This window comes from Streptomyces sp. NPDC004658 (genome assembly GCF_040609555.1).
Classification (GTDB): Bacteria; Actinomycetota; Actinomycetes; order Streptomycetales; family Streptomycetaceae; genus Streptomyces.
Window position 1 is genome coordinate 135,074 of sequence record NZ_JBEXKG010000001.1, and the last position, 15,512, is coordinate 150,585.

The following is a 15,512-nucleotide window of genomic DNA, read 5'->3' on the forward strand; positions in this document are numbered from 1 at the left end:
GAGGAGACAGCTCCTAGCGCACCTCGTACTCCGAGAAAATGCCGTCACCTCCGAACTCAAAGGGGGACCTGAGCAGGACGCCCTTACAGACGTCGCCGGGCCTAAAGTCACGGAAGTTGCGCGTCATAAATACCTCAGCTCCTGCGAAAGAAGCGCAGGCGATGTGGACGGCGTCCGCGCCCTTGATCGTGGGATGCAAGGCAGTGATGTCGTTGGCCAAAAGGCCGACCCGCCGAGTGACCTCGACCAGCGTCATGAAGGGCTGCTGAAGAAGGTCCCTGATGCGCTGGCGGTGTTCACTGTCGGCCGTGCCTCGGGCTTCCGCAAAGGTCAGCGTCGACGTGTACAGCCGTACCTTGCCCGCCTTACCGGCGCGCAACATGCTCTCCGCCTCACGATGGCTGTGGGTCCCCTGAGCCCAGTCGATGAAGCAGTTGCTGTCCAGATACACCGACCCGGGGCGGTCAGTTTCCCCCACGCAACGCCTCCACATGCTCCACTGCGTCTCGGCCACCCGTCATGTCCGGCCAGAAGCCAGCCCTCAGATCATCATCCGACAGCGTCGGCTCCGTCGGGAGTAGCTCGATGGCCCTCGCCTGCATCATCACAGCCTGGCCCAGTGCATTCTCGGTAATCTCCCCCGTGACCTCGACCCGGTTCCGTCTCCAGGCAGCTCTCAGCTCGGAGTCAAGTTCCTCAGCGAAGAAGACCGGGATGACCTCTCCGCCCACCTCAGTGCGGAGAAGCGCGCGCGGACTTTGCTGTCGGCTCTCTGTCAGCCCACTTAGGCGCCCACGTCGAGAGCCGAAGGTACGGAAGCGAGCGTTCGTGGCAGCGTCGAGGTTGAGTGCGGCGCGCTGTGTGACCTCGGTTTGGCGTAGGACTTCGCCGTCAGACCGGACCATGATCGACATGCCGACGTCTGGAGAAGCACCGAGCGAGCGGGCCACCCTTCGACCGAGATTGGCAGCCCGGGATGACCAGCCAGTGGGGATACGAGGCGCGGACTCGGCTTCGCTGAGACCGGTCACCGCGGTTCGTAGAACCCGCTCGACAACCGTGTAGTCGGAGTACTCGGCGATACGAAGCGGTTCCAGTGTGCATGCCACACTGCCGAGGCCGAGTTCGCTGAAAGCCCATCGCGTGCCATCGCGGCTTGAACGAGCTGTCTCGGTGTTCTCCAACTCGTTCAGGAGGCTGAGCATGTTCTGAAGTGTGCGCAGGGAATCGCGGGCGTCCATGCCAGCATGTGGTCCCCGCAGCTTAAGGTGCAGCTCAAGGGCCATGCTCCGCACCTCCCACCAGCCAGCCAGACAGTATGCGCCACTGTATGCGGTCGCTCACCATGCTGCCGCCTACCCCCCAATGCTGTCACCCGCACGAGAAGCTACCGGCCTACGCCACCAATGACCACACCGCCTTAGTCAGCTGTCTGCGCCGCGTCGATAGCTGCGACGGCCCGTCATGGCCGTCATGGCGGTCTGCCCGTACCAGCGGTTCACCCCGTGCTCGGTGTCGTCCGGCTCGGGCCAGCGGCCCCGGGTGAGGTCGGCCCGGATGGTGCCGGCCTTGATGCCGATCCCGGCGTCCTCCAGCTGCTGGGCCGTGTACAGGCGGCGGGGCTCCAGCTCCACGGCTTGGCGCTCGATGTACCTCCGAACGAAGTCAGCCACGGCCTGGGCGTCGTACTCCTTGTACCGGCCGCGCTTCCCAGCTGGTGCGGGCCAGGCCGGATGCGGCACCCAGGTGTTGCGGACGGTGTGAGTGCTCACCCCGTACCGCTCGGCGATCTCGGGGGTGATCAGCCCGGGTCGGTCTACCATGGTGGGGAACTCTCCTTTGCGGAGTTTTCAACTGGTGGGGCCGGCGCTCTCTCACCCCCCGGCGTGCCGGGGGATCGCGTCGGCCCCGTTTGCTGTCCTGTGAGAGTCGGGGCGTCCAGGTCCAGGAGGAGAGGGGCACCCCGCCCCCGGACTGGCTGCCCGGGGACGGGGCGAGGGTTACGACTCGTCGTCGTCCGGCTCGTCGTCCTCAATCACTTCGATCCAGGTGACGACCCGGTTGAGCGCGAACTCTGCCGCGTCGAGTCGCCAGGGAGCGGGACCTGCCATCCGAGTGATGACGAGGAGTTCGTACGCGGTGAACCAGTCGAGCACCAGGTGCTCGTAGGCTCGCTTGTCGCGTTCCGAGATCGGCTCGTCCTGGATGAGCTGCCGTGCCCGGTCGAGACTCAGAAGCGCCGTGGTGGGGGCTTCGTCGTCGTCACCCGGTGCGAAGTCCGGGATGACGACCGGGAGGGGGAGGTCCTTCAGCAGGGCCTGCACGTAGGCGAAGGCACCGATGAGGGCTTCCATCAGCGTCAGGAGACGCTCCCTGTGGTTGTCGTGATCTGCCACGACATCTCCTCTCTGGAATTTTCAACTGGCTGTCAGGTCCGGGGCTCTCACCCCCCGCCCTGACATCACTAATATTACAGCACTTGCGTCTAGAATTGCAACACCCTTCGAGGGGGAAACCGAAGCGCCCTCCGGCTGGCTGCCGGAGGGCGCGTGTCGGGTTAGTCGACCTTGTTGATGAGGAGCCAGGCCAGCAGGTTCCTCAGGGCTTCGTCGCTGTAGAGCAGGTTCGCGCCGACGCCCTCAGCCCGGGTCTCCTCGTACCTCGCCGCACACAGTGCGTAGAGGTCGATGGCCGCCAGGAGGTGAATGCAGCCGCTGAACAGCTGCGCCTCCTGGGTCTCGCCCATCGGCTGATCCTTCGCCAGTGCGGCCGCCCGCTGGATCGCGGGCACCGCGTTGGTCGCCGGGATGTGCCGGTCGGTCGGCAGTGCGATCGGCACGGGAAGTGCCTCGCAAACGTCGACCAGCAGCGAGTACGTCATCGAGATCGAGTGGGCGAGCACCCGCAGGATCTCGTTCTCGTGTTCAGCCATGCGGCCGTCCTCTCTGGAGTTTTCAACTGGTGTCCGGTGCGGGGCTCTCACCCCCCGCCCTGACGTATCTAACTTTACAGCAGTGATGCATCGCTTTGCAACACCCTCGGTGGGGGAAAGGGGCGATCCGAAGACCGCCCCAACCCGTCAGCTCAGGCTCGCTCGAACCGCTCCAGCTCGCCGGCCGCACTCACAACCGCCACCAGCTCGGCGCCGGCCAGCTCCTCACGCGGAATACCGGTCTCCCTGACCAGCCGCTCGACCGGCACGCGCTCCGGATCCCTGTGGTCCCGGTGCGGCGTCGTGATCTCCGCCTGGTCGCCGACCAGCAGCAGAACTCGGGCCTTCAGACGCTCACTCATCAGTTGCTCTCCTCCTTCTTCGGGGTGCCCGCGACAGGCCTCTCGGGGGCAGGGAAGTGCCCGCCACGGGACGCCTGGTAGACGGTCTCGTGACCCTGTAGACGCGGGTCGTCCGGCTCGATCGGCTGCGGGAATCCGAGGGGTGCCATGATGGCGCTCCTGTCTCTTCGTGGGATGGGGACCGGGGCGGCCGGTAGCTGGCAGGCGCGGGCCGCCCCGGGGTTCAGTGGCCGCGCACCTGGTGGTGGCGGACTTGGTCGGCGGGGTCGCGGAGGATGTAGCCGGACTGGCCGATGCGCTCTACACGCAACCCCTCTCGGCCGCTGGTCCCGGACTCGTTGTTGCCGTTGGCGTTGGCGCCTGACCTGCAACAACAACCGTCTTCAGGGGTCGGGGGAGCGGGCGGGATGTCGTCCGCGTGCACGCCCGGACCGTTGCCTGCGGCCGTACGCACACCGGCACGGACCCGGATGCCGGCCGAGTCGAGCAGCGCGCGGACGGCCTTGGTGTCGGCCGCGCCGAGGTCGTCGCGGAGCCGGGTGAGGAGCACACCGCGGTCGTCGCCGACGAGGCGACGCAGGGCCGCGCCCACGTCCGGCGGCTCAGCCTGCCGCTCCCCCTCACCGTCCGGCTGGCGGCGGCCGGCACGCCACGCCGCCGCCTTCTGCCAGCCGAGGGTGGCAATGATCCCGACGACCACGTAGGCCATCTCGGGGACCGTGGCCACGATCCCCCACATGACGAGCACGGCGACAGCGCTCAGGATCAGGCGGGCGGTGCGCTCGCTCATCCCGCCCGGCTCGTTCTGCTCCCCCGCCGTGGGCTCCGTGCCTGGTGCTGGCTCCACCGCGTTCATCCCGTGGCCTTCGTGAACCACACGCCCAGCAGATTCACGGCGGTGCCCAGCGGGATGGCGGCGGCTCCAGCGACCGTCCCGGACAGAGCCTCTGCAACGCCGGAGAACGCCCCGGCTCCGAGCTTGCCGTTCGAAACCCTCGGCGCCCACTTCCACAGGGCGATGAAGACCAGGGTGAACAGGAAGATGACCACGTAGCCCCCGGGGTCGAGCACCAGCGGATTGCCGCGGGTGACGTCCGAGGAGGAGCCGCCGACTCCCCAGACGAGACCGGCGTAGCCGCCGACGTTTGCGGCCCAGATGGTGATCCAGGTGGCGACGCTGAGGGCGGAGACGCTGCTGCCCGCGGCGAGCGCGGCGAGCATCCCGTAGAGCTTGGCGACCAGGTAGGGCACGAGGGCGGTCAAGTCCCGCTTCTCCTTGAACCACCAGCGGATGAGGAACATGAGGTCGATACCGACGCCGAGGGCGACGCCGCCCAAGGTGATGACGGTGTAGGGCATGAGGGGTCCTTCAGCGGAGAACGGCCACGCCGAGCGCGGCGAAAGTCAGGATGAGCGCGACCGTCCCGGTGATGCGCGGGACGTCGGAGGGCACCAGGAGGGCCAGACCAGCGAGCGCGAGCAGCGCGCACGCAGCACAGAACACGCCGAAGGCGGCGGTGAGCATGGGCTGCGGGTGGTCAGGCGGTGATGGCGACCGGGGCGGGCGGCAGCTGCGCGAGGTGCGGCTCACGTGCCTCCACCTCGGTGCGGAGGGTGCCGCGGATGACGCCGTCGGACGGCGCCACGTACCCGGCGCGGACGATGGCTTCGCGCATGGCTTTGGTGCCCGGCCTCGTGGGCGGCACGGTGTCGTACAGCGGGCGAATCACCGCACACCGGGGGTCGCTGTACTTGATCGGCGTGGGTGTGGTCGGCGCGGCCGGGACGGGCCGGGGGACGATCGGGAGGAGGCGTACGCCGGGCGGCACGGCCTGGTCCCAGTTGCTGAAGGGGATCGGCACGCGCGCGGCGGGCGCGGCCGGGCGCGCGGTCGGCGCGGGCGGAACAAGCACCGGGGCGGTCGACGGGGCCGGGGCAACGGGTGCCGTCTCCGGCTTCATGACGGGCTTCGGAGTGCCGTCGACGGGTGCGCTGGCGGGCTCGCGGAGCAGGCGGTACAGCTGGTTCATCAGCGCGCCGAAGGCCAGCAGCGAGGCGACGGGCGGCACGGCCGCGACCACGTAGTCCAGGGGCTGGGCGCCCGGGCCGACCCCGGCGATGTTCAGGGCGATCGATCCGCCGGCACCGAAGACGACCAGGCTGATCGCCCACCAGTCGATGCGGCGGGCCAGGGCGGCGCGCAGGATGAGGACCTCGCCGGCGGCGTAGAACAGGTCGAGGGTGGCGGGCCATGCCCAGGCGCGGATCGGGTCGTCACGGAAGCCGTGACGGGATCCGACGTCGTGGAGGTGCTCGTAGGAGAGCCAGAGGGAGACGCCGGTGAGGAGGAAGATCAGGGCTGCGGCGGTGATGGCGAGGGCCATGACGGCGCGCGGGTGGATGGTGCTGGTGGGCGTGGGCGCACTAGGGTGCAGCTCAGCCATAGGAGGTCACTCTCCTGTGGTCAGAGCCTCGGCCGGGCTACCACACACCGGCCGGGGCTCGCACTGGTTCTGGAGGGTGACGCCCTACGGGGGGCATCTGGCCGTCCATGACGGTACCGCGCTGGGCGCGGGTGGTTCCACGGGTTCAACGAACGAGTGCTGACGGGGTGTCGACGGGCGTCGGTGCTGCTCGGTCAGCGAGTCGAAAGTCGGTAGTCCCCGACTGCGGGCAGTGTGCCGAGTCCAGTGGTCGAGCGTGTCTCTGCTTCGGCCGTGGTAGGCAGGGGCGCCGGCGGTACCTCGAATCTGTGCCGATCCAGTTGTCGGCGGGCACGGTGGATGCTCGGGTATGGGCGGTGGGCCATGATCCTCAGCATGGCAGAGCGCTACTGCTCCTCCGGCCATGTCGTCAGCACGGTGTGCGTCTCCTTGTCAATGAGGGTGATCCGAACGTTGGGCATGCTGCCGCGCTCGCCGATCCAGGTGGTGAACTTGCGGCGGGCAGTCTGCTCGCTGTGCCACCAGCCGTGCATCATCGTGCGGCTGTCGGAGGTCAGGGTGAGGTGATAGCGGCCCGGGCTCATACCGACCATCCGGCGATCATGCAGTTGCGGCAGGAGTCCTGCCAGCGCAGGCCGAGGCCGGGGATGGAGCGGCGGCAGGTGGCGACGGCTGGGGCGCCGCATGAGGAGCACGGGTAGTGGCCGGCCGGGGGGATGCGGTCGCGGTCGCCGGAGTAGCGCAGGGGTCCGTCCGGGGCCGGATCCAGGTGAGCTGGGTCGATGCCGAGGGCCGCGAGTACGTGCAGGTCATTGGGCATGCCTGCGGTCCTTTCGCTCGCCCCCCTTGTGGTGCTGGTGGGCAGCGTACCCCCTAATATCGAACGTGTGAACGAACCGCGCCCGCTGACCCGCCTCGACGCGCTGCGCTTCGCCCGGCGAGTCGTAGAGCAGCAGGCCGTACGCCAGCTGGCGCTCATCGACCGATGGATTGCAGACGAGGAACGACGGGAGGCTGAGCGCCGCCAAGGCGGACAGCGAAGGCCACCGGCGCCCCAGTGGCTGATCCAGTACGGTCTCAACCGCATGAACATCGACATGGTGCACGACGGTGACTGCTGGGCGGCCAAGAAGAGCGGACGGTGCCGGCCCGTCGTCCGAGAGCAAGCGATCGAGGCCCTCCGGCAGCAGGTCCCCGCATGCCCTCACTGCCGTCCCGACACGGCGCTGGGCCTCATCGACTGATCACCGCCCGGTCGTGGCCTGCGCGGCCCGGTACGCGGCCGGGCTGGAGCGCCGCTTCCCTGAGGCGACCGCCCGAGCATCGTGGACGCGACTGTCGTTGATCGGGCTCGGCGTAGTCCAGGCTGTGGGCGGCCAGCCCGGACCGGGCTGTGGTTCGGGCTGGCCAGCGAGCGCCCATGGCGAATGCAGGTCGCAGCGCCAGCCGCACGGGTACGGGCGGGCAGGTCCGGGCGCGTGCTCACCCTGGGGAACGTCGCACACCGCCTCGTCGTCAGGCCGCATCGCTGGGTGCCTCGGTCCAGGTTCGCCCGCAGTCCTCGCAGAGTACGACCGGAGGCGCGCCGTCCCCGCCCTCCACGACCAGCTGGCCGCCGCATGGCACCGGGCACGGCTGAGGAACGGCCTCCCGTCGACGGGCGTCACCCAGGGTCTTTCGCAGCAGCTCGGCCCCGGACGCGGCGACCTCGGCGACGGCCTGGCGCTCGCCCTCGTCCAGCTTCCGAAACGGGCCGGGCTGGTCGCGGAGCCGGAGCGCGAGCCACTCGGCCGCCTCCGGAGCGCTGCGCTGCCCGGTGAAGCGCCAACGGCGCGGGTCGGCCGCGTCCTTCGCAGCCAGCAGGACAGCGGCGCGGTGGACGTCGTCGCTCCACCCCTGCCCGGTCGGCGCCTTGAAGAGGGGCCGCTGCACTCGGCTCGCAAGCCAGTCAGCGGCCGTGACGAGACCCGTCTCAATGGTCGTCATGACGTCCAGGACGTCGATGTCGACGGGTGCCGGCCGGGGCCCGGGGGCGTCCGGGTTGGTGTCCGCGCGCTCCGCGGCGTGCTCCGCGCGTTCCTCGTCGGTCAGGAGGCGGGTGATGCCCATGGCCGGGGGCCAGGCGGTGGTGGGGCGGGTGCCGGCGCGCTCTTGGAGGGTGGTCCAGCGTTCGGTGATGGTGTCGAGGTCGTCGGCTGCGGTCACGGTGCTGCTCCTGTGTCTGACTCGGGCGGTACGGTGATCACTGCCTGGGGTGCGTCCGGCCTGGGGAGGTTGGGGACGCACCCCTTCCGCATGCTCAGGGACGGTGCGGGCCGTTGGTGCTGTCAGGTGACGCCTGGTGACGTCGGTCAGGCCCGGTTCGTTCGCGAGGTGTGGAAGAGCTGAGTCGGTATCCGGGTGAGGACCTGCCGGACGGAGACGCCCTGAAGGCGTTTGCGTCCTCACCCCGTCGTCGGCTGGTCAAAGGGCCGGAATGGGTGGATGAGGCCTCAGAGCGTCTGTGTGCGCAAGCAGGCGAGGAGAGCAGCGAGCCGGCCTGACAGCGCTCGGTCATGGTTACCGCCTCCTCGGCTGTGGTCCGTACGGCGACTGCCAGGCGGGGCGGCTAGGGCGCGGTCGAGCGCAGGGCTGGTGGAGCTGGCGCTCGTACTCGGCGATCTGCATCCGGGCGAAGTCCACGGCAGAGACGAGGACTGCCTCGTTGAGGTCGAGCGGAGTCTCCTCGTGCAGCTCGACGGCGGCGATGCCGGGCGCCTCGTGCCACGCGTCGTCCTGGCCGAGGATCTCCAGGCGGGCCGTCATGACGGGTCCCCGGCCGGCTCGACGGGCAGGATGTGGTCCCCTTCAACGCAGTGCGAGGAGACACAGCGGCCCACTGGGGTTGCGTCGAGCGCGGCCTGGACGGCCCGCCAGATGATCGCGTTGCGATGCACCAGGTCGGGCGGCAGGTACTCGCCGAGACCGCCAATGTGCGCCCGTACAGCGGCGTAGGCGGGTTCGCGCTGGTCTGGATGCGCGGCGCCGACCCGGGTGATCTCCTCTACGACGGAAGGTTCGCGGCAGCGGTCGGTCTCCTCGTGCTCCTCGGGCCGCAGGATCGCAGCATGCAGCTCGGCGAGCCGGGTGTCCCACCAGCGGGTGATGGACGCGCCGAGCGGTGGCGGCCCGGCCTTCACCCACCGCTCGTACAGGGCGATCACGCGCTGCATGTCGGCATCGGCCATGCGGGCGAGCGTGGCAGTGGCGCGGGCGCCGGGCTGGATGGCAGCCAGCACCGCGTCGGCGGCCCTGTAGCGCAGGCCCTTGGCCCAGACGTTCAGGTTGGTGCTGCCGATGGCGTCGGCGATCTGGTCGCGCAGCGGGGACTCGGCGGGGCTGGCGCAGGTCCCGTCCGGCCGCTGCTCGCAAGGGCTGCCGTGTCCGGCGTGGCCCTGGAGGGGCTGCGCCTGCTTCAGCTCGGCGTTCTGTCGCTCCACATCGGCGTGCTGGACCTGGACGGGCCGCAGATTCCCGGCGGCGACGGCGCGCGCGGTGTCGGCCTCGATGCCGAGGATGTGCGCCGGGTCCATCGGCTTAGGACGACGCCCGTCGTCGGGTGTCGTCGGCCGGTCGCCGGTGATGCCGACGGTGGGCGTCGCGAGGGCGTCCGCGATGCGTCGGAGCTGCGTCGTCATCGCTTCGGCGGCGCGGACGACGGCCTTCGCGTCATGGCTCAAGGCGCTCATCGGCGTGCCTCCGGCCTGTCCAGGTCGGTGAGAATCGCCTGGCAGACGGCAGCGATCTGCACGATCTCCTCGCGGAACTTCGCCAGGTTCCGTTCGGCGCCGGCCTCGTACGCCTCCTCCAGGAGGATCGTCATCCAGCAGCGCTGCGCCGAGTCAGCGTTCGCCTCCCGCAGGCCATGGGCGAGCCGCTCGAACAGCTCCTGGTTGCTCGGCCCGCGCAGGATGGGGTGGTGCTGGTCGCCGAACTTTTCCAGCTGTCGCTGGCGCTCGGTGTCGACGGCCTCGGCGAAGTTCCGCATGCCGGGGGTGGTGAACAGGGCGGGGTAGCTCATGGGGGTCCTTCCAGGTGGGGCACTGGTTCAACGGTTCGAACTGGTCGACCGGGTACGCGCTGCGGCCCGCGCCAGGGGTATGGGCGCGGGCCGCAGCGGTCACGGGCGGCGCCAGCGGCGGGTCAGGAAGCGCACGGTGCGCCGGATGGGTGGCGGAATGGGCTCGGCCGGAGGACTGCGTCGTAGACGTCGCGGGCCCAGCGGGCGTCCCCCAGCGCGGTGTGCGCGGCGTCCGCGGTCGGTGGTTCCACCCCGACCGCCCGGGACAGCGTGTGCGCGCGCCAGGGAAGTGGGCCGGCCGCCTGCGCGCCGACCTTCGCGGCGGCGAGCTGGACGATGTCGTACGGCCGGTAGTGCCACCGGGCGCACCCGGGGCCGACGAGCTTCCGCAAGAAGCGGTCATCGAAGGCCGGGTTGGAGCCGACCAGGACGGCGCCGGACAGGACGCCGATGATGGCCTCGACGGCGCTGGCACGGCTGCACGGGAGGATGGGGCCCGGGCCGGTGAACGCGGCGCCCCAGGTGGGGTCCACGACGTGGCGCTCGTGGAAGCGGCCGATGCGCAGGGCCTCGGGGTCGACGGCGTCACGGTTGATGGCGAACTGCCAGACGTACTCGGTGTCCGTGGTCCGGTCGTCGTCCTGCCGGCGGAGGATGACGGCGACCTCCCAGGCCTCGCCGATCTCGGCGTCGAGGTGGGTCGTCTCGCAGTCCACGAAGGCGATGGTGGTCACGGGCGCTCCAGGAGGGATGCGTGCACCCGGCGGACGGCTCGGCTGCGGCGGATGGCGGCGTGCAGACAGAGCACGCCGGCGGCGGCGAACGAGACGAGGCCCAGGGCGAGGCAGGCGAGGGCGGCCAGGACCAGGAGCCCGGGCAGCGACGGGACGGGCATCATCGGCGCGCCCCGTGGTCCTGGACGCCGCGCGCCGCCGCGGTGCCCTGCGTCGGCCGCCGGCGAGCGACCGTCCGAAGTTCGGCAGCGTCGGCGAGCATCACGGTGTGTGCCTTCGTCCCCGGCGCCCACAGCTCGGCTGCTTGCCGCACCAGATGATCCGCGGCCTCCTCCAGCACGGCCGCGCGCGCCTCGGCGGTGACGCCCGACGACGACCCGTCACCCGCAAGACTCTCCTGGGCCAGCAGCCGCACGTGTCCGCGGATCCGCTCGTACTTCTGCTCGGTGCTGTGCCCGTCCCACTGCGCCCGGGGGTCGCTCGGCTCGACGGCCGTCACGTGCCGGAACAGGTCGGCGTCACGGGGGTGGATGTGCCAGGACATCTGCCAGCCGCCGGCCACCAGGTACAGCAGCTGCCAGCCGTCCTCGCCGTCGATGTCGGCGGCCGGGGTGATCACGGCAGTGGCGGGGTGGAGGGCGGCGAGCCAGGCGAGCAGCTGTGCCCGTTCGCGGTACGCACCGTCGCGCTCCCGCTCGTACGAGTCGGCGTGGCGTTTCCAGCGAGCAGTCTCGGACAGGGCCGCGGTGAGGTCCTGGGTGAGACGGAGGACGAGATCGATCCGGGTCGGCGTCGGCACGACGGCCGGGATCGAGCGGCGGCGGAACAGGCGCGCGAAGAGGGTAGGAACCGGTTCCGAAGCCTGGTTCCTGTTGGGGGGTTTTGCTGTCGTGGACATGTTGCTCCGGTGTGGTGGCCGGGGCGGGGCCCTGCGTGGGGCCCCTGTCCGCGAGGGGTTACTGGGTGGGAGACGGTAGCTGGTCGAGTGCGTCGCCGATGTCGTGGGCGAGTTCCCGCCAGCGTGCGGCCTGGGCGGGCGCGTGCTGGTCTCGGGTGTCGGCGGCGACGAGTAAGGCTTCTACGAGTTCGCCGGCGTCGTCTGGTCCGCCGGGGAGGGTGAGGAGGGCGGCCATCAGAACGGGGGCTCGTTGTATCCGGCCTGCTGGTCGACGGCCCACGGGTCGTCCTGGGGCGGGCTGGACGGTCGGGAACGCTGGACCTGGCCCTGCTGGGGGTGTGCGCTGCGCTGTCCGCTGTTCTGGCCGTTCTGCTGGCCCGCAGCGTCCTTGGACACGGTGGCCACGGCGTAGGCGAGGTTCGGCGCGATGGAGCGGATGAGCAGCGCCGGCCGCTCGTGCTTGACGCCGTCCTTCTCCCAGGACTCCGTGCGGATCTCGCCCGTGACCATGACCTCCATGCCCCTGGCGAGGGTCTCGGCGACGTTCTCGGCGAGGCGCTCCCAGGCGGTGCCGCGGATGTAGAAGACGTCGCCGTCCTCCCACTCATTCGTCTGCTTGTTCAAGCGGCGGGAGTTGAAGGCGAGCGGGACGCTGACGACGGCCTTCTGGGACTGGGTGAAGCGGAGTTCGGGGTCGGCGGTGAGTCGGCCGACGCCGGTCAGGGTGGGCAACAAGGTCAGTTCTCCTTCGGGGTGTTGGCCTGTGTAGGCAGGCCGGGGATGGTCGCCTGCGCCCAGAAGTCGCAGTCGCAGGAGTACTCGTAGTGCCAGCCGGTGCAGTTGTTCTCCGGCTGGATCTGCACGAGGACGGGGGCAAGATGGAGGTTCTCAACCATCTCGTTGGAGTCACGAGGCGGCTTGCCGCACGCTCTGTGGGTGAGGAACACGGAGCCAGCGTCGATTTCCAAGAGGTACTGGCCGTCCGGCTTCGGGCACGGGCACTCGTCCCGGGCGGGCTCGTCCGGCTCGTCGGGCGAGTCCTCCGTCTCACACGGCTTGAAGATCAAGTCCACGTTGCGTCCTCGGGGAGTTGGGGCTGAATGGGGATGGCGGTCTGCCCCGGGTGGACATCAGGTGTCGTGACGGCCGTAACCTGCGTCAGCGTCCGGCTGTGACGGGGCGTCGACTTGGGGATCAGGCCGAGTTTTTCGCCGCAGATCCGGCCGTAGCCGCGGGCCTTGGACTCCTTCGTGCGGAGGGTCCGCGGGCAGTACCGGCACTTCATGGGCGGTGTCTCCTTCGGCGGTGCTCGGCCAGGCTGGTCACGCCGGTGGGGAGCGCGAGCTGCTGCGTGTGGCTGGGACAGGTAGCGACGTGCGGCTTGTGGAGTCGCTCCCAGCCGGTGATCGGGAGGTCCGCGGTGGGGCGGCGGGAGCGCCAGGCGCCGGTGCCGTCGCGCCAGATGGCCGTGTTGCCGGCGGGGTCCGGGTCGGGGTCGACGGCGAGGCGCTTCCCGGCCTCGGTGGTGGTCCAGAGGACGGGGCGGCGGCAGTCGCGGCATGGGATGAGTCGCTTCATGGCGTGACGGTTGGGGTGTGGGCCGCTGTGGTGCGGGCGTGGTGGACGTCGGGGGCGAGGGTGCAGGGCTGGTTGGGGGCGGCCTGGCAGATCCGCTCGGGGCACCGGGTGGACAGGACCTTCAGCCAGTCGATCTGGCGGGCGGAGTGCACGTCGCGGCGCCGGTCCTGCGTGCCGCGCTGGTTCGTGCACAACTCGCCGGGACGCGCGCGGCACCAGGTGCACTGGACGGCCATCGCCGCGAACCGGTACGGCCTGCGCTGACGGGGGATGGGGGTCGTCATGACGCCTGGGCCTCCTGCTCCTGGTCGTTGGTGCGGGCAAGAGCAGCGGCTGCGGCGGCCTTGATGCGGGCCTCCGCGGCGTCCGGGTCGATCAGCGGGAGGCCGGCGGCCGTGCGCTTGGTGTCCTCCAGGCGGATCGGGTGGACGTCGCGGCGTCGGCGGCCGCCGGTGGTGCAGCTGGCGCCCGGGGCGGCTCCGCACCTGCGGCAGGGGCGCGAGCGAGGGTCGCTGGAGGCGTCGCGGTCGCTGGGCATCTTGCCGATGGCGGCGCGGACGGCGGCTGCACGGCCGCTGTACGGGCCATGATCGGCACCTGGAGGCAGTGCGAGGCGATCACCGGCCCCCAGGGAGGCCCGGATGCTGCTGGGGCCTGTGAGGCCGTCTCCAGCGGCTCGGATGATCTCGCGGAGGGCGGCGGCGGACTCGGCGCCGGTCTCGTCCGGGTCGCCGTCGTAGACCAGGTTCGCCTGCTCGATGCGTTCGGCGCGGCGTGCGCGGATCTCGGTGACGATCTCGGCGGGCGAGATGAACGGCTGGCGGCGAGCGATGGCGATGACGGCGGAGCGGGCCTCGTTGACGTCGTACGGGGCGAGGATTTCGCCCCAGACGTCGGGGGTGTACTCGCCGAACTTCTGGGCGGGGCAGGCCGCGGCGACGTACTCGGCGATCTGGACGGCTTCTTCTTCGGTCACTGGGTCTGTCCTTCCTGGCGTGCGGCGGCGCGGGCGGCAGCGCGGGCACGGGCGCGGTCGAAGACGGTTCCGCCGGCGGACTGGGCGTCGCTGGACGAGGCGGCGGGTCCGGCTCCGGCACCGGTGTTCATGACCCCGTTGACGATGCTGGGGAGCGTCGAGGGGTGAAGGTCGCGCTGCATCCAGCGGGCGATGCCGCGCCGGATCCAGTCGGGGTGGATGTGGTCCTCATCGAGGAGGACGCGGATCTCTCGGGAGAGCTGGCCGATGACGCGGGACGGTGGGCGCGTTGTGCAGCGCTCCAGCCACTCGGCGACGATCGTCTGCGCGGTGACAGCGGGTGTCTCGGCGGCCTCAGCCTCATCGACGGGTTCAGCGTCGATGACCTCGTCTTCTGGTGCGTCGTCTTGAGCGTCAGCCGACGACGGGGGGTTCCCCACAGAGTGAGGTCTTGTAGAGAGAGTAGAGAGAGTAGGCGTCCGGGATTCCCTGACACTGACGTCCGGGATTCCCTGACACTGAGACTCGTCAGTGTCCGCGTTTTCCGGACACTGGGATTCGGCGTCAGTGTCAGGGTTTTCCGGACCCTGAGGCGGGTCAGTGTCAGGGATTCCCGGACCCTCAACCCCGGCTGTAGGGTCCGGAGTTCCGGGACGCTGAGACTCGTCAGTGTCAGGCGAATCCGGACCCTGAGGATCGTCGTCAGTGTCAGGGAGTTCCGGACACTGAAGCGGCAGGATCCTGTACTTGGCCTTGCCGTGCTTCTGGCCGGCCGTGACCTTCTCCAGGACGCCCTTCTCGATGAGGGCCTTGATCACTGCGTACATCTGGGCGCGCGACACCTGCGCGCGGCGGAGGATCTTCTCGGACTCGACGCTGGACCAGGTGATCCGCGTGGAGTCCCGGGCGTCATCCGCCAGCACCGCGAGCGCGAGCTTCTCGCGGTGTGTCAGCGTCGTCGGTGCGTAGTCGAGCACCTCGACGTACAGGCGGCTGCCCACGTGCTGTCTCTCCTTGGGGTGGTGGTGACCGGTGGCCCGGCGGCCGGCCTCATCCGCCGGGCCACCGGTGGCTATCGGGCGGCAGGCACCTGCGAAGAACCGGTTCTGCGGTACTGGACGCCGCTACGGGCGTTCGCGGCCCGGCACGCCGCGCACACCGGCTCCTTCTTGCGCAGGTGGCGCTGGTAGGCGGAGCGTGTACCGCACGGCGCTTGCGGACGCCCAGGGCCCGGGGGCGCGGCCTGTGGCTTCTTCACCGGCGCCTTCGCGCTTCGGGAGGCGGCCAGCTTGGCGCGCTCCGCGCCGGTGAGTCCGGCGATGATCCCGGCCCGCATGCTGTTCGCCGTCTTCGCCTCCCGGGCGAGGATCGCCTCCAGGCACTCCTCCCGGACCGGGCACTCCTTGAGGCAGAGCTGCTTCGCACGGGCCGCGGTCCTCCTGGAGAACCAGACCTCCGGGTCCTCGCGCCGGCAGATGGCTCGGAGTTCCCACTCCCGTTCCATCAGGGCTCCTTCCGGTCGCTGGCC

At 70.2% G+C, this 15,512-nt stretch carries 30 protein-coding genes; 1 reads left to right on the forward strand and 29 read right to left on the reverse strand.

Going from position 1 to position 15,512, the window contains the following annotated elements; genetic code table 11:
- Nucleotides 1-13: 13 nt before the first annotated feature.
- The 13 genes from ABZV94_RS00670 to ABZV94_RS00730 form a co-directional block, all read right to left on the reverse strand.
- Nucleotides 14-478 carry a PIN domain-containing protein gene (locus tag ABZV94_RS00670; RefSeq protein ID WP_356335726.1) on the reverse strand — a complete coding sequence of 155 codons (465 nt, stop codon included), beginning with the start codon at nt 476-478 and terminating at the stop codon, nt 14-16.
- The gene (locus tag ABZV94_RS00675; RefSeq protein ID WP_356335728.1) at nt 465-1,286 is read right to left on the reverse strand and encodes a hypothetical protein; all 822 of its coding nucleotides are present in this window, start codon (nt 1,284-1,286) and stop codon (nt 465-467) included. Before ABZV94_RS00675 ends, ABZV94_RS00670 begins: the two co-directional genes overlap by 14 nt.
- 138 nt (nt 1,287-1,424) lie before the next feature.
- The gene (locus ABZV94_RS00680; RefSeq protein ID WP_356335730.1) at nt 1,425-1,823 is read right to left on the reverse strand and encodes a hypothetical protein; all 399 of its coding nucleotides are present in this window, start codon (nt 1,821-1,823) and stop codon (nt 1,425-1,427) included.
- 177 nt (nt 1,824-2,000) lie between these two features.
- Nucleotides 2,001-2,396: a hypothetical protein gene (locus ABZV94_RS00685; RefSeq protein ID WP_356335732.1), complete on the reverse strand. Its 396-nt coding sequence runs from the start codon at nt 2,394-2,396 to the stop codon at nt 2,001-2,003.
- A gap of 161 nt (nt 2,397-2,557) precedes the next feature.
- Nucleotides 2,558-2,932: a hypothetical protein gene (locus ABZV94_RS00690; RefSeq protein WP_356335734.1), complete on the reverse strand. Its 375-nt coding sequence runs from the start codon at nt 2,930-2,932 to the stop codon at nt 2,558-2,560.
- A gap of 152 nt (nt 2,933-3,084) precedes the next feature.
- Nucleotides 3,085-3,294 (reverse strand): hypothetical protein, encoded by a 210-nt coding sequence (locus ABZV94_RS00695; RefSeq protein WP_356335735.1) that lies wholly within the window; start codon nt 3,292-3,294, stop codon nt 3,085-3,087.
- The gene (locus tag ABZV94_RS00700) at nt 3,294-3,443 is read right to left on the reverse strand and encodes a hypothetical protein (protein WP_356335738.1); all 150 of its coding nucleotides are present in this window, start codon (nt 3,441-3,443) and stop codon (nt 3,294-3,296) included. The genes ABZV94_RS00695 and ABZV94_RS00700 overlap by 1 nt, the downstream gene beginning before the upstream one ends.
- 74 nt (nt 3,444-3,517) lie before the next feature.
- Nucleotides 3,518-4,084, reverse strand: a complete 567-nt coding sequence (locus ABZV94_RS00705; RefSeq protein WP_356335740.1) for a hypothetical protein — start codon at nt 4,082-4,084, stop codon at nt 3,518-3,520.
- 62 nt (nt 4,085-4,146) lie between these two features.
- Entirely contained in the window at nt 4,147-4,653 is a 507-nt protein-coding gene (locus ABZV94_RS00710) for a hypothetical protein (RefSeq protein WP_356335742.1), read from the reverse strand.
- A gap of 10 nt (nt 4,654-4,663) precedes the next feature.
- Complete coding sequence (locus ABZV94_RS00715) at nt 4,664-4,819, reverse strand: hypothetical protein (protein WP_356335743.1); 156 nt, start codon at nt 4,817-4,819, stop codon at nt 4,664-4,666.
- Nucleotides 4,820-4,832: 13 nt separating this feature from the next.
- Nucleotides 4,833-5,738 carry a DUF2637 domain-containing protein gene (locus tag ABZV94_RS00720; RefSeq protein WP_356335745.1) on the reverse strand — a complete coding sequence of 302 codons (906 nt, stop codon included), beginning with the start codon at nt 5,736-5,738 and terminating at the stop codon, nt 4,833-4,835.
- A 386-nt stretch (nt 5,739-6,124) separates the two neighbouring features.
- On the reverse strand, nt 6,125-6,331 hold the full coding sequence (locus tag ABZV94_RS00725; protein ID WP_356335748.1) for a hypothetical protein: 207 nt from the start codon (nt 6,329-6,331) through the stop codon (nt 6,125-6,127).
- Nucleotides 6,319-6,558, reverse strand: a complete 240-nt coding sequence (locus ABZV94_RS00730; RefSeq protein ID WP_356335750.1) for a hypothetical protein — start codon at nt 6,556-6,558, stop codon at nt 6,319-6,321. Before ABZV94_RS00730 ends, ABZV94_RS00725 begins: the two co-directional genes overlap by 13 nt.
- A 67-nt stretch (nt 6,559-6,625) precedes the next feature.
- On the opposite strand from ABZV94_RS00730, the gene ABZV94_RS00735 reads away from it, so the two are divergent.
- On the forward strand, nt 6,626-6,982 hold the full coding sequence (locus ABZV94_RS00735) for a DUF6233 domain-containing protein (RefSeq protein WP_356335752.1): 357 nt from the start codon (nt 6,626-6,628) through the stop codon (nt 6,980-6,982).
- 271 nt (nt 6,983-7,253) lie between these two features.
- Here ABZV94_RS00735 and ABZV94_RS00740 read toward each other — a convergent pair whose 3' ends face one another.
- The 16 genes from ABZV94_RS00740 to ABZV94_RS00815 form a co-directional block, all read right to left on the reverse strand.
- Complete coding sequence (locus ABZV94_RS00740) at nt 7,254-7,943, reverse strand: hypothetical protein (RefSeq protein ID WP_356335754.1); 690 nt, start codon at nt 7,941-7,943, stop codon at nt 7,254-7,256.
- A 354-nt stretch (nt 7,944-8,297) separates the two neighbouring features.
- Nucleotides 8,298-8,543 (reverse strand): hypothetical protein, encoded by a 246-nt coding sequence (locus ABZV94_RS00745; RefSeq protein ID WP_356335757.1) that lies wholly within the window; start codon nt 8,541-8,543, stop codon nt 8,298-8,300.
- Nucleotides 8,540-9,466 carry a hypothetical protein gene (locus ABZV94_RS00750; RefSeq protein WP_356335759.1) on the reverse strand — a complete coding sequence of 309 codons (927 nt, stop codon included), beginning with the start codon at nt 9,464-9,466 and terminating at the stop codon, nt 8,540-8,542. The genes ABZV94_RS00745 and ABZV94_RS00750 overlap by 4 nt, the downstream gene beginning before the upstream one ends.
- A complete protein-coding gene (locus tag ABZV94_RS00755; RefSeq protein ID WP_356335760.1) occupies nt 9,463-9,798 on the reverse strand; it encodes a hypothetical protein in 336 nt (111 codons plus the stop codon). The genes ABZV94_RS00750 and ABZV94_RS00755 overlap by 4 nt, the downstream gene beginning before the upstream one ends.
- A 122-nt stretch (nt 9,799-9,920) precedes the next feature.
- Nucleotides 9,921-10,532 (reverse strand): hypothetical protein, encoded by a 612-nt coding sequence (locus tag ABZV94_RS00760; RefSeq protein WP_356335762.1) that lies wholly within the window; start codon nt 10,530-10,532, stop codon nt 9,921-9,923.
- Nucleotides 10,529-10,696 (reverse strand): hypothetical protein, encoded by a 168-nt coding sequence (locus tag ABZV94_RS00765; protein ID WP_356335764.1) that lies wholly within the window; start codon nt 10,694-10,696, stop codon nt 10,529-10,531. Before ABZV94_RS00765 ends, ABZV94_RS00760 begins: the two co-directional genes overlap by 4 nt.
- The gene (locus ABZV94_RS00770; RefSeq protein ID WP_356335766.1) at nt 10,693-11,331 is read right to left on the reverse strand and encodes a hypothetical protein; all 639 of its coding nucleotides are present in this window, start codon (nt 11,329-11,331) and stop codon (nt 10,693-10,695) included. The genes ABZV94_RS00765 and ABZV94_RS00770 overlap by 4 nt, the downstream gene beginning before the upstream one ends.
- 157 nt (nt 11,332-11,488) lie before the next feature.
- Nucleotides 11,489-11,665 (reverse strand): hypothetical protein, encoded by a 177-nt coding sequence (locus ABZV94_RS00775; RefSeq protein ID WP_356335767.1) that lies wholly within the window; start codon nt 11,663-11,665, stop codon nt 11,489-11,491.
- Nucleotides 11,665-12,162 carry a single-stranded DNA-binding protein gene (gene ssb, locus ABZV94_RS00780; RefSeq protein ID WP_356335769.1) on the reverse strand — a complete coding sequence of 166 codons (498 nt, stop codon included), beginning with the start codon at nt 12,160-12,162 and terminating at the stop codon, nt 11,665-11,667. The genes ABZV94_RS00775 and ssb overlap by 1 nt, the downstream gene beginning before the upstream one ends.
- A 5-nt stretch (nt 12,163-12,167) precedes the next feature.
- Complete coding sequence (locus ABZV94_RS00785) at nt 12,168-12,503, reverse strand: hypothetical protein (protein WP_356335771.1); 336 nt, start codon at nt 12,501-12,503, stop codon at nt 12,168-12,170.
- Nucleotides 12,494-12,715 (reverse strand): DUF6011 domain-containing protein, encoded by a 222-nt coding sequence (locus tag ABZV94_RS00790; protein ID WP_356335773.1) that lies wholly within the window; start codon nt 12,713-12,715, stop codon nt 12,494-12,496. The genes ABZV94_RS00785 and ABZV94_RS00790 overlap by 10 nt, the downstream gene beginning before the upstream one ends.
- Nucleotides 12,712-13,008 carry a hypothetical protein gene (locus tag ABZV94_RS00795; protein WP_356335775.1) on the reverse strand — a complete coding sequence of 99 codons (297 nt, stop codon included), beginning with the start codon at nt 13,006-13,008 and terminating at the stop codon, nt 12,712-12,714. The genes ABZV94_RS00790 and ABZV94_RS00795 overlap by 4 nt, the downstream gene beginning before the upstream one ends.
- Nucleotides 13,005-13,292: a hypothetical protein gene (locus ABZV94_RS00800; RefSeq protein ID WP_356335777.1), complete on the reverse strand. Its 288-nt coding sequence runs from the start codon at nt 13,290-13,292 to the stop codon at nt 13,005-13,007. The genes ABZV94_RS00795 and ABZV94_RS00800 overlap by 4 nt, the downstream gene beginning before the upstream one ends.
- A complete protein-coding gene (locus ABZV94_RS00805) occupies nt 13,289-13,984 on the reverse strand; it encodes a hypothetical protein (protein ID WP_356335779.1) in 696 nt (231 codons plus the stop codon). The genes ABZV94_RS00800 and ABZV94_RS00805 overlap by 4 nt, the downstream gene beginning before the upstream one ends.
- On the reverse strand, nt 13,981-14,985 hold the full coding sequence (locus ABZV94_RS00810; protein WP_356335780.1) for a hypothetical protein: 1,005 nt from the start codon (nt 14,983-14,985) through the stop codon (nt 13,981-13,983). Before ABZV94_RS00810 ends, ABZV94_RS00805 begins: the two co-directional genes overlap by 4 nt.
- Before the next feature lie 71 nt (nt 14,986-15,056).
- On the reverse strand, nt 15,057-15,488 hold the full coding sequence (locus tag ABZV94_RS00815; protein WP_356335782.1) for a WhiB family transcriptional regulator: 432 nt from the start codon (nt 15,486-15,488) through the stop codon (nt 15,057-15,059).
- Between the last annotated feature and the right edge of the window lie 24 nt (nt 15,489-15,512).

Excerpts from the sequence above, each read along its gene's own strand:
- ABZV94_RS00675 (WP_356335728.1), bottom strand. The coding sequence starts at position 1,286 with ATGGCCCTTGAGCTGCACCTTAAGCTGCGGGGACCACATGCTGGCATG.
- ABZV94_RS00680 (WP_356335730.1), bottom strand. The coding sequence starts at position 1,823 with ATGGTAGACCGACCCGGGCTGATCACCCCCGAGATCGCCGAGCGGTAC.
- ABZV94_RS00690 (WP_356335734.1), bottom strand. The coding sequence starts at position 2,932 with ATGGCTGAACACGAGAACGAGATCCTGCGGGTGCTCGCCCACTCGATC.
- ABZV94_RS00695 (WP_356335735.1), bottom strand. The coding sequence starts at position 3,294 with ATGAGTGAGCGTCTGAAGGCCCGAGTTCTGCTGCTGGTCGGCGACCAG.
- ABZV94_RS00700 (WP_356335738.1), bottom strand. The coding sequence starts at position 3,443 with ATGGCACCCCTCGGATTCCCGCAGCCGATCGAGCCGGACGACCCGCGT.
- ABZV94_RS00705 (WP_356335740.1), bottom strand. The coding sequence starts at position 4,084 with ATGAGCGAGCGCACCGCCCGCCTGATCCTGAGCGCTGTCGCCGTGCTC.
- ABZV94_RS00710 (WP_356335742.1), bottom strand. The coding sequence starts at position 4,653 with ATGCCCTACACCGTCATCACCTTGGGCGGCGTCGCCCTCGGCGTCGGT.
- ABZV94_RS00715 (WP_356335743.1), bottom strand. The coding sequence starts at position 4,819 with ATGCTCACCGCCGCCTTCGGCGTGTTCTGTGCTGCGTGCGCGCTGCTC.
- ABZV94_RS00720 (WP_356335745.1), bottom strand. The coding sequence starts at position 5,738 with ATGGCTGAGCTGCACCCTAGTGCGCCCACGCCCACCAGCACCATCCAC.
- ABZV94_RS00725 (WP_356335748.1), bottom strand. The coding sequence starts at position 6,331 with ATGGTCGGTATGAGCCCGGGCCGCTATCACCTCACCCTGACCTCCGAC.
- ABZV94_RS00730 (WP_356335750.1), bottom strand. The coding sequence starts at position 6,558 with ATGCCCAATGACCTGCACGTACTCGCGGCCCTCGGCATCGACCCAGCT.
- ABZV94_RS00745 (WP_356335757.1), bottom strand. The coding sequence starts at position 8,543 with ATGACGGCCCGCCTGGAGATCCTCGGCCAGGACGACGCGTGGCACGAG.
- ABZV94_RS00750 (WP_356335759.1), bottom strand. The coding sequence starts at position 9,466 with ATGAGCGCCTTGAGCCATGACGCGAAGGCCGTCGTCCGCGCCGCCGAA.
- ABZV94_RS00755 (WP_356335760.1), bottom strand. The coding sequence starts at position 9,798 with ATGAGCTACCCCGCCCTGTTCACCACCCCCGGCATGCGGAACTTCGCC.
- ABZV94_RS00765 (WP_356335764.1), bottom strand. The coding sequence starts at position 10,696 with ATGATGCCCGTCCCGTCGCTGCCCGGGCTCCTGGTCCTGGCCGCCCTC.
- ABZV94_RS00775 (WP_356335767.1), bottom strand. The coding sequence starts at position 11,665 with ATGGCCGCCCTCCTCACCCTCCCCGGCGGACCAGACGACGCCGGCGAA.
- ABZV94_RS00790 (WP_356335773.1), bottom strand. The coding sequence starts at position 12,715 with ATGAAGTGCCGGTACTGCCCGCGGACCCTCCGCACGAAGGAGTCCAAG.
- ABZV94_RS00795 (WP_356335775.1), bottom strand. The coding sequence starts at position 13,008 with ATGAAGCGACTCATCCCATGCCGCGACTGCCGCCGCCCCGTCCTCTGG.
- ABZV94_RS00800 (WP_356335777.1), bottom strand. The coding sequence starts at position 13,292 with ATGACGACCCCCATCCCCCGTCAGCGCAGGCCGTACCGGTTCGCGGCG.
- ABZV94_RS00815 (WP_356335782.1), bottom strand. The coding sequence starts at position 15,488 with ATGGAACGGGAGTGGGAACTCCGAGCCATCTGCCGGCGCGAGGACCCG.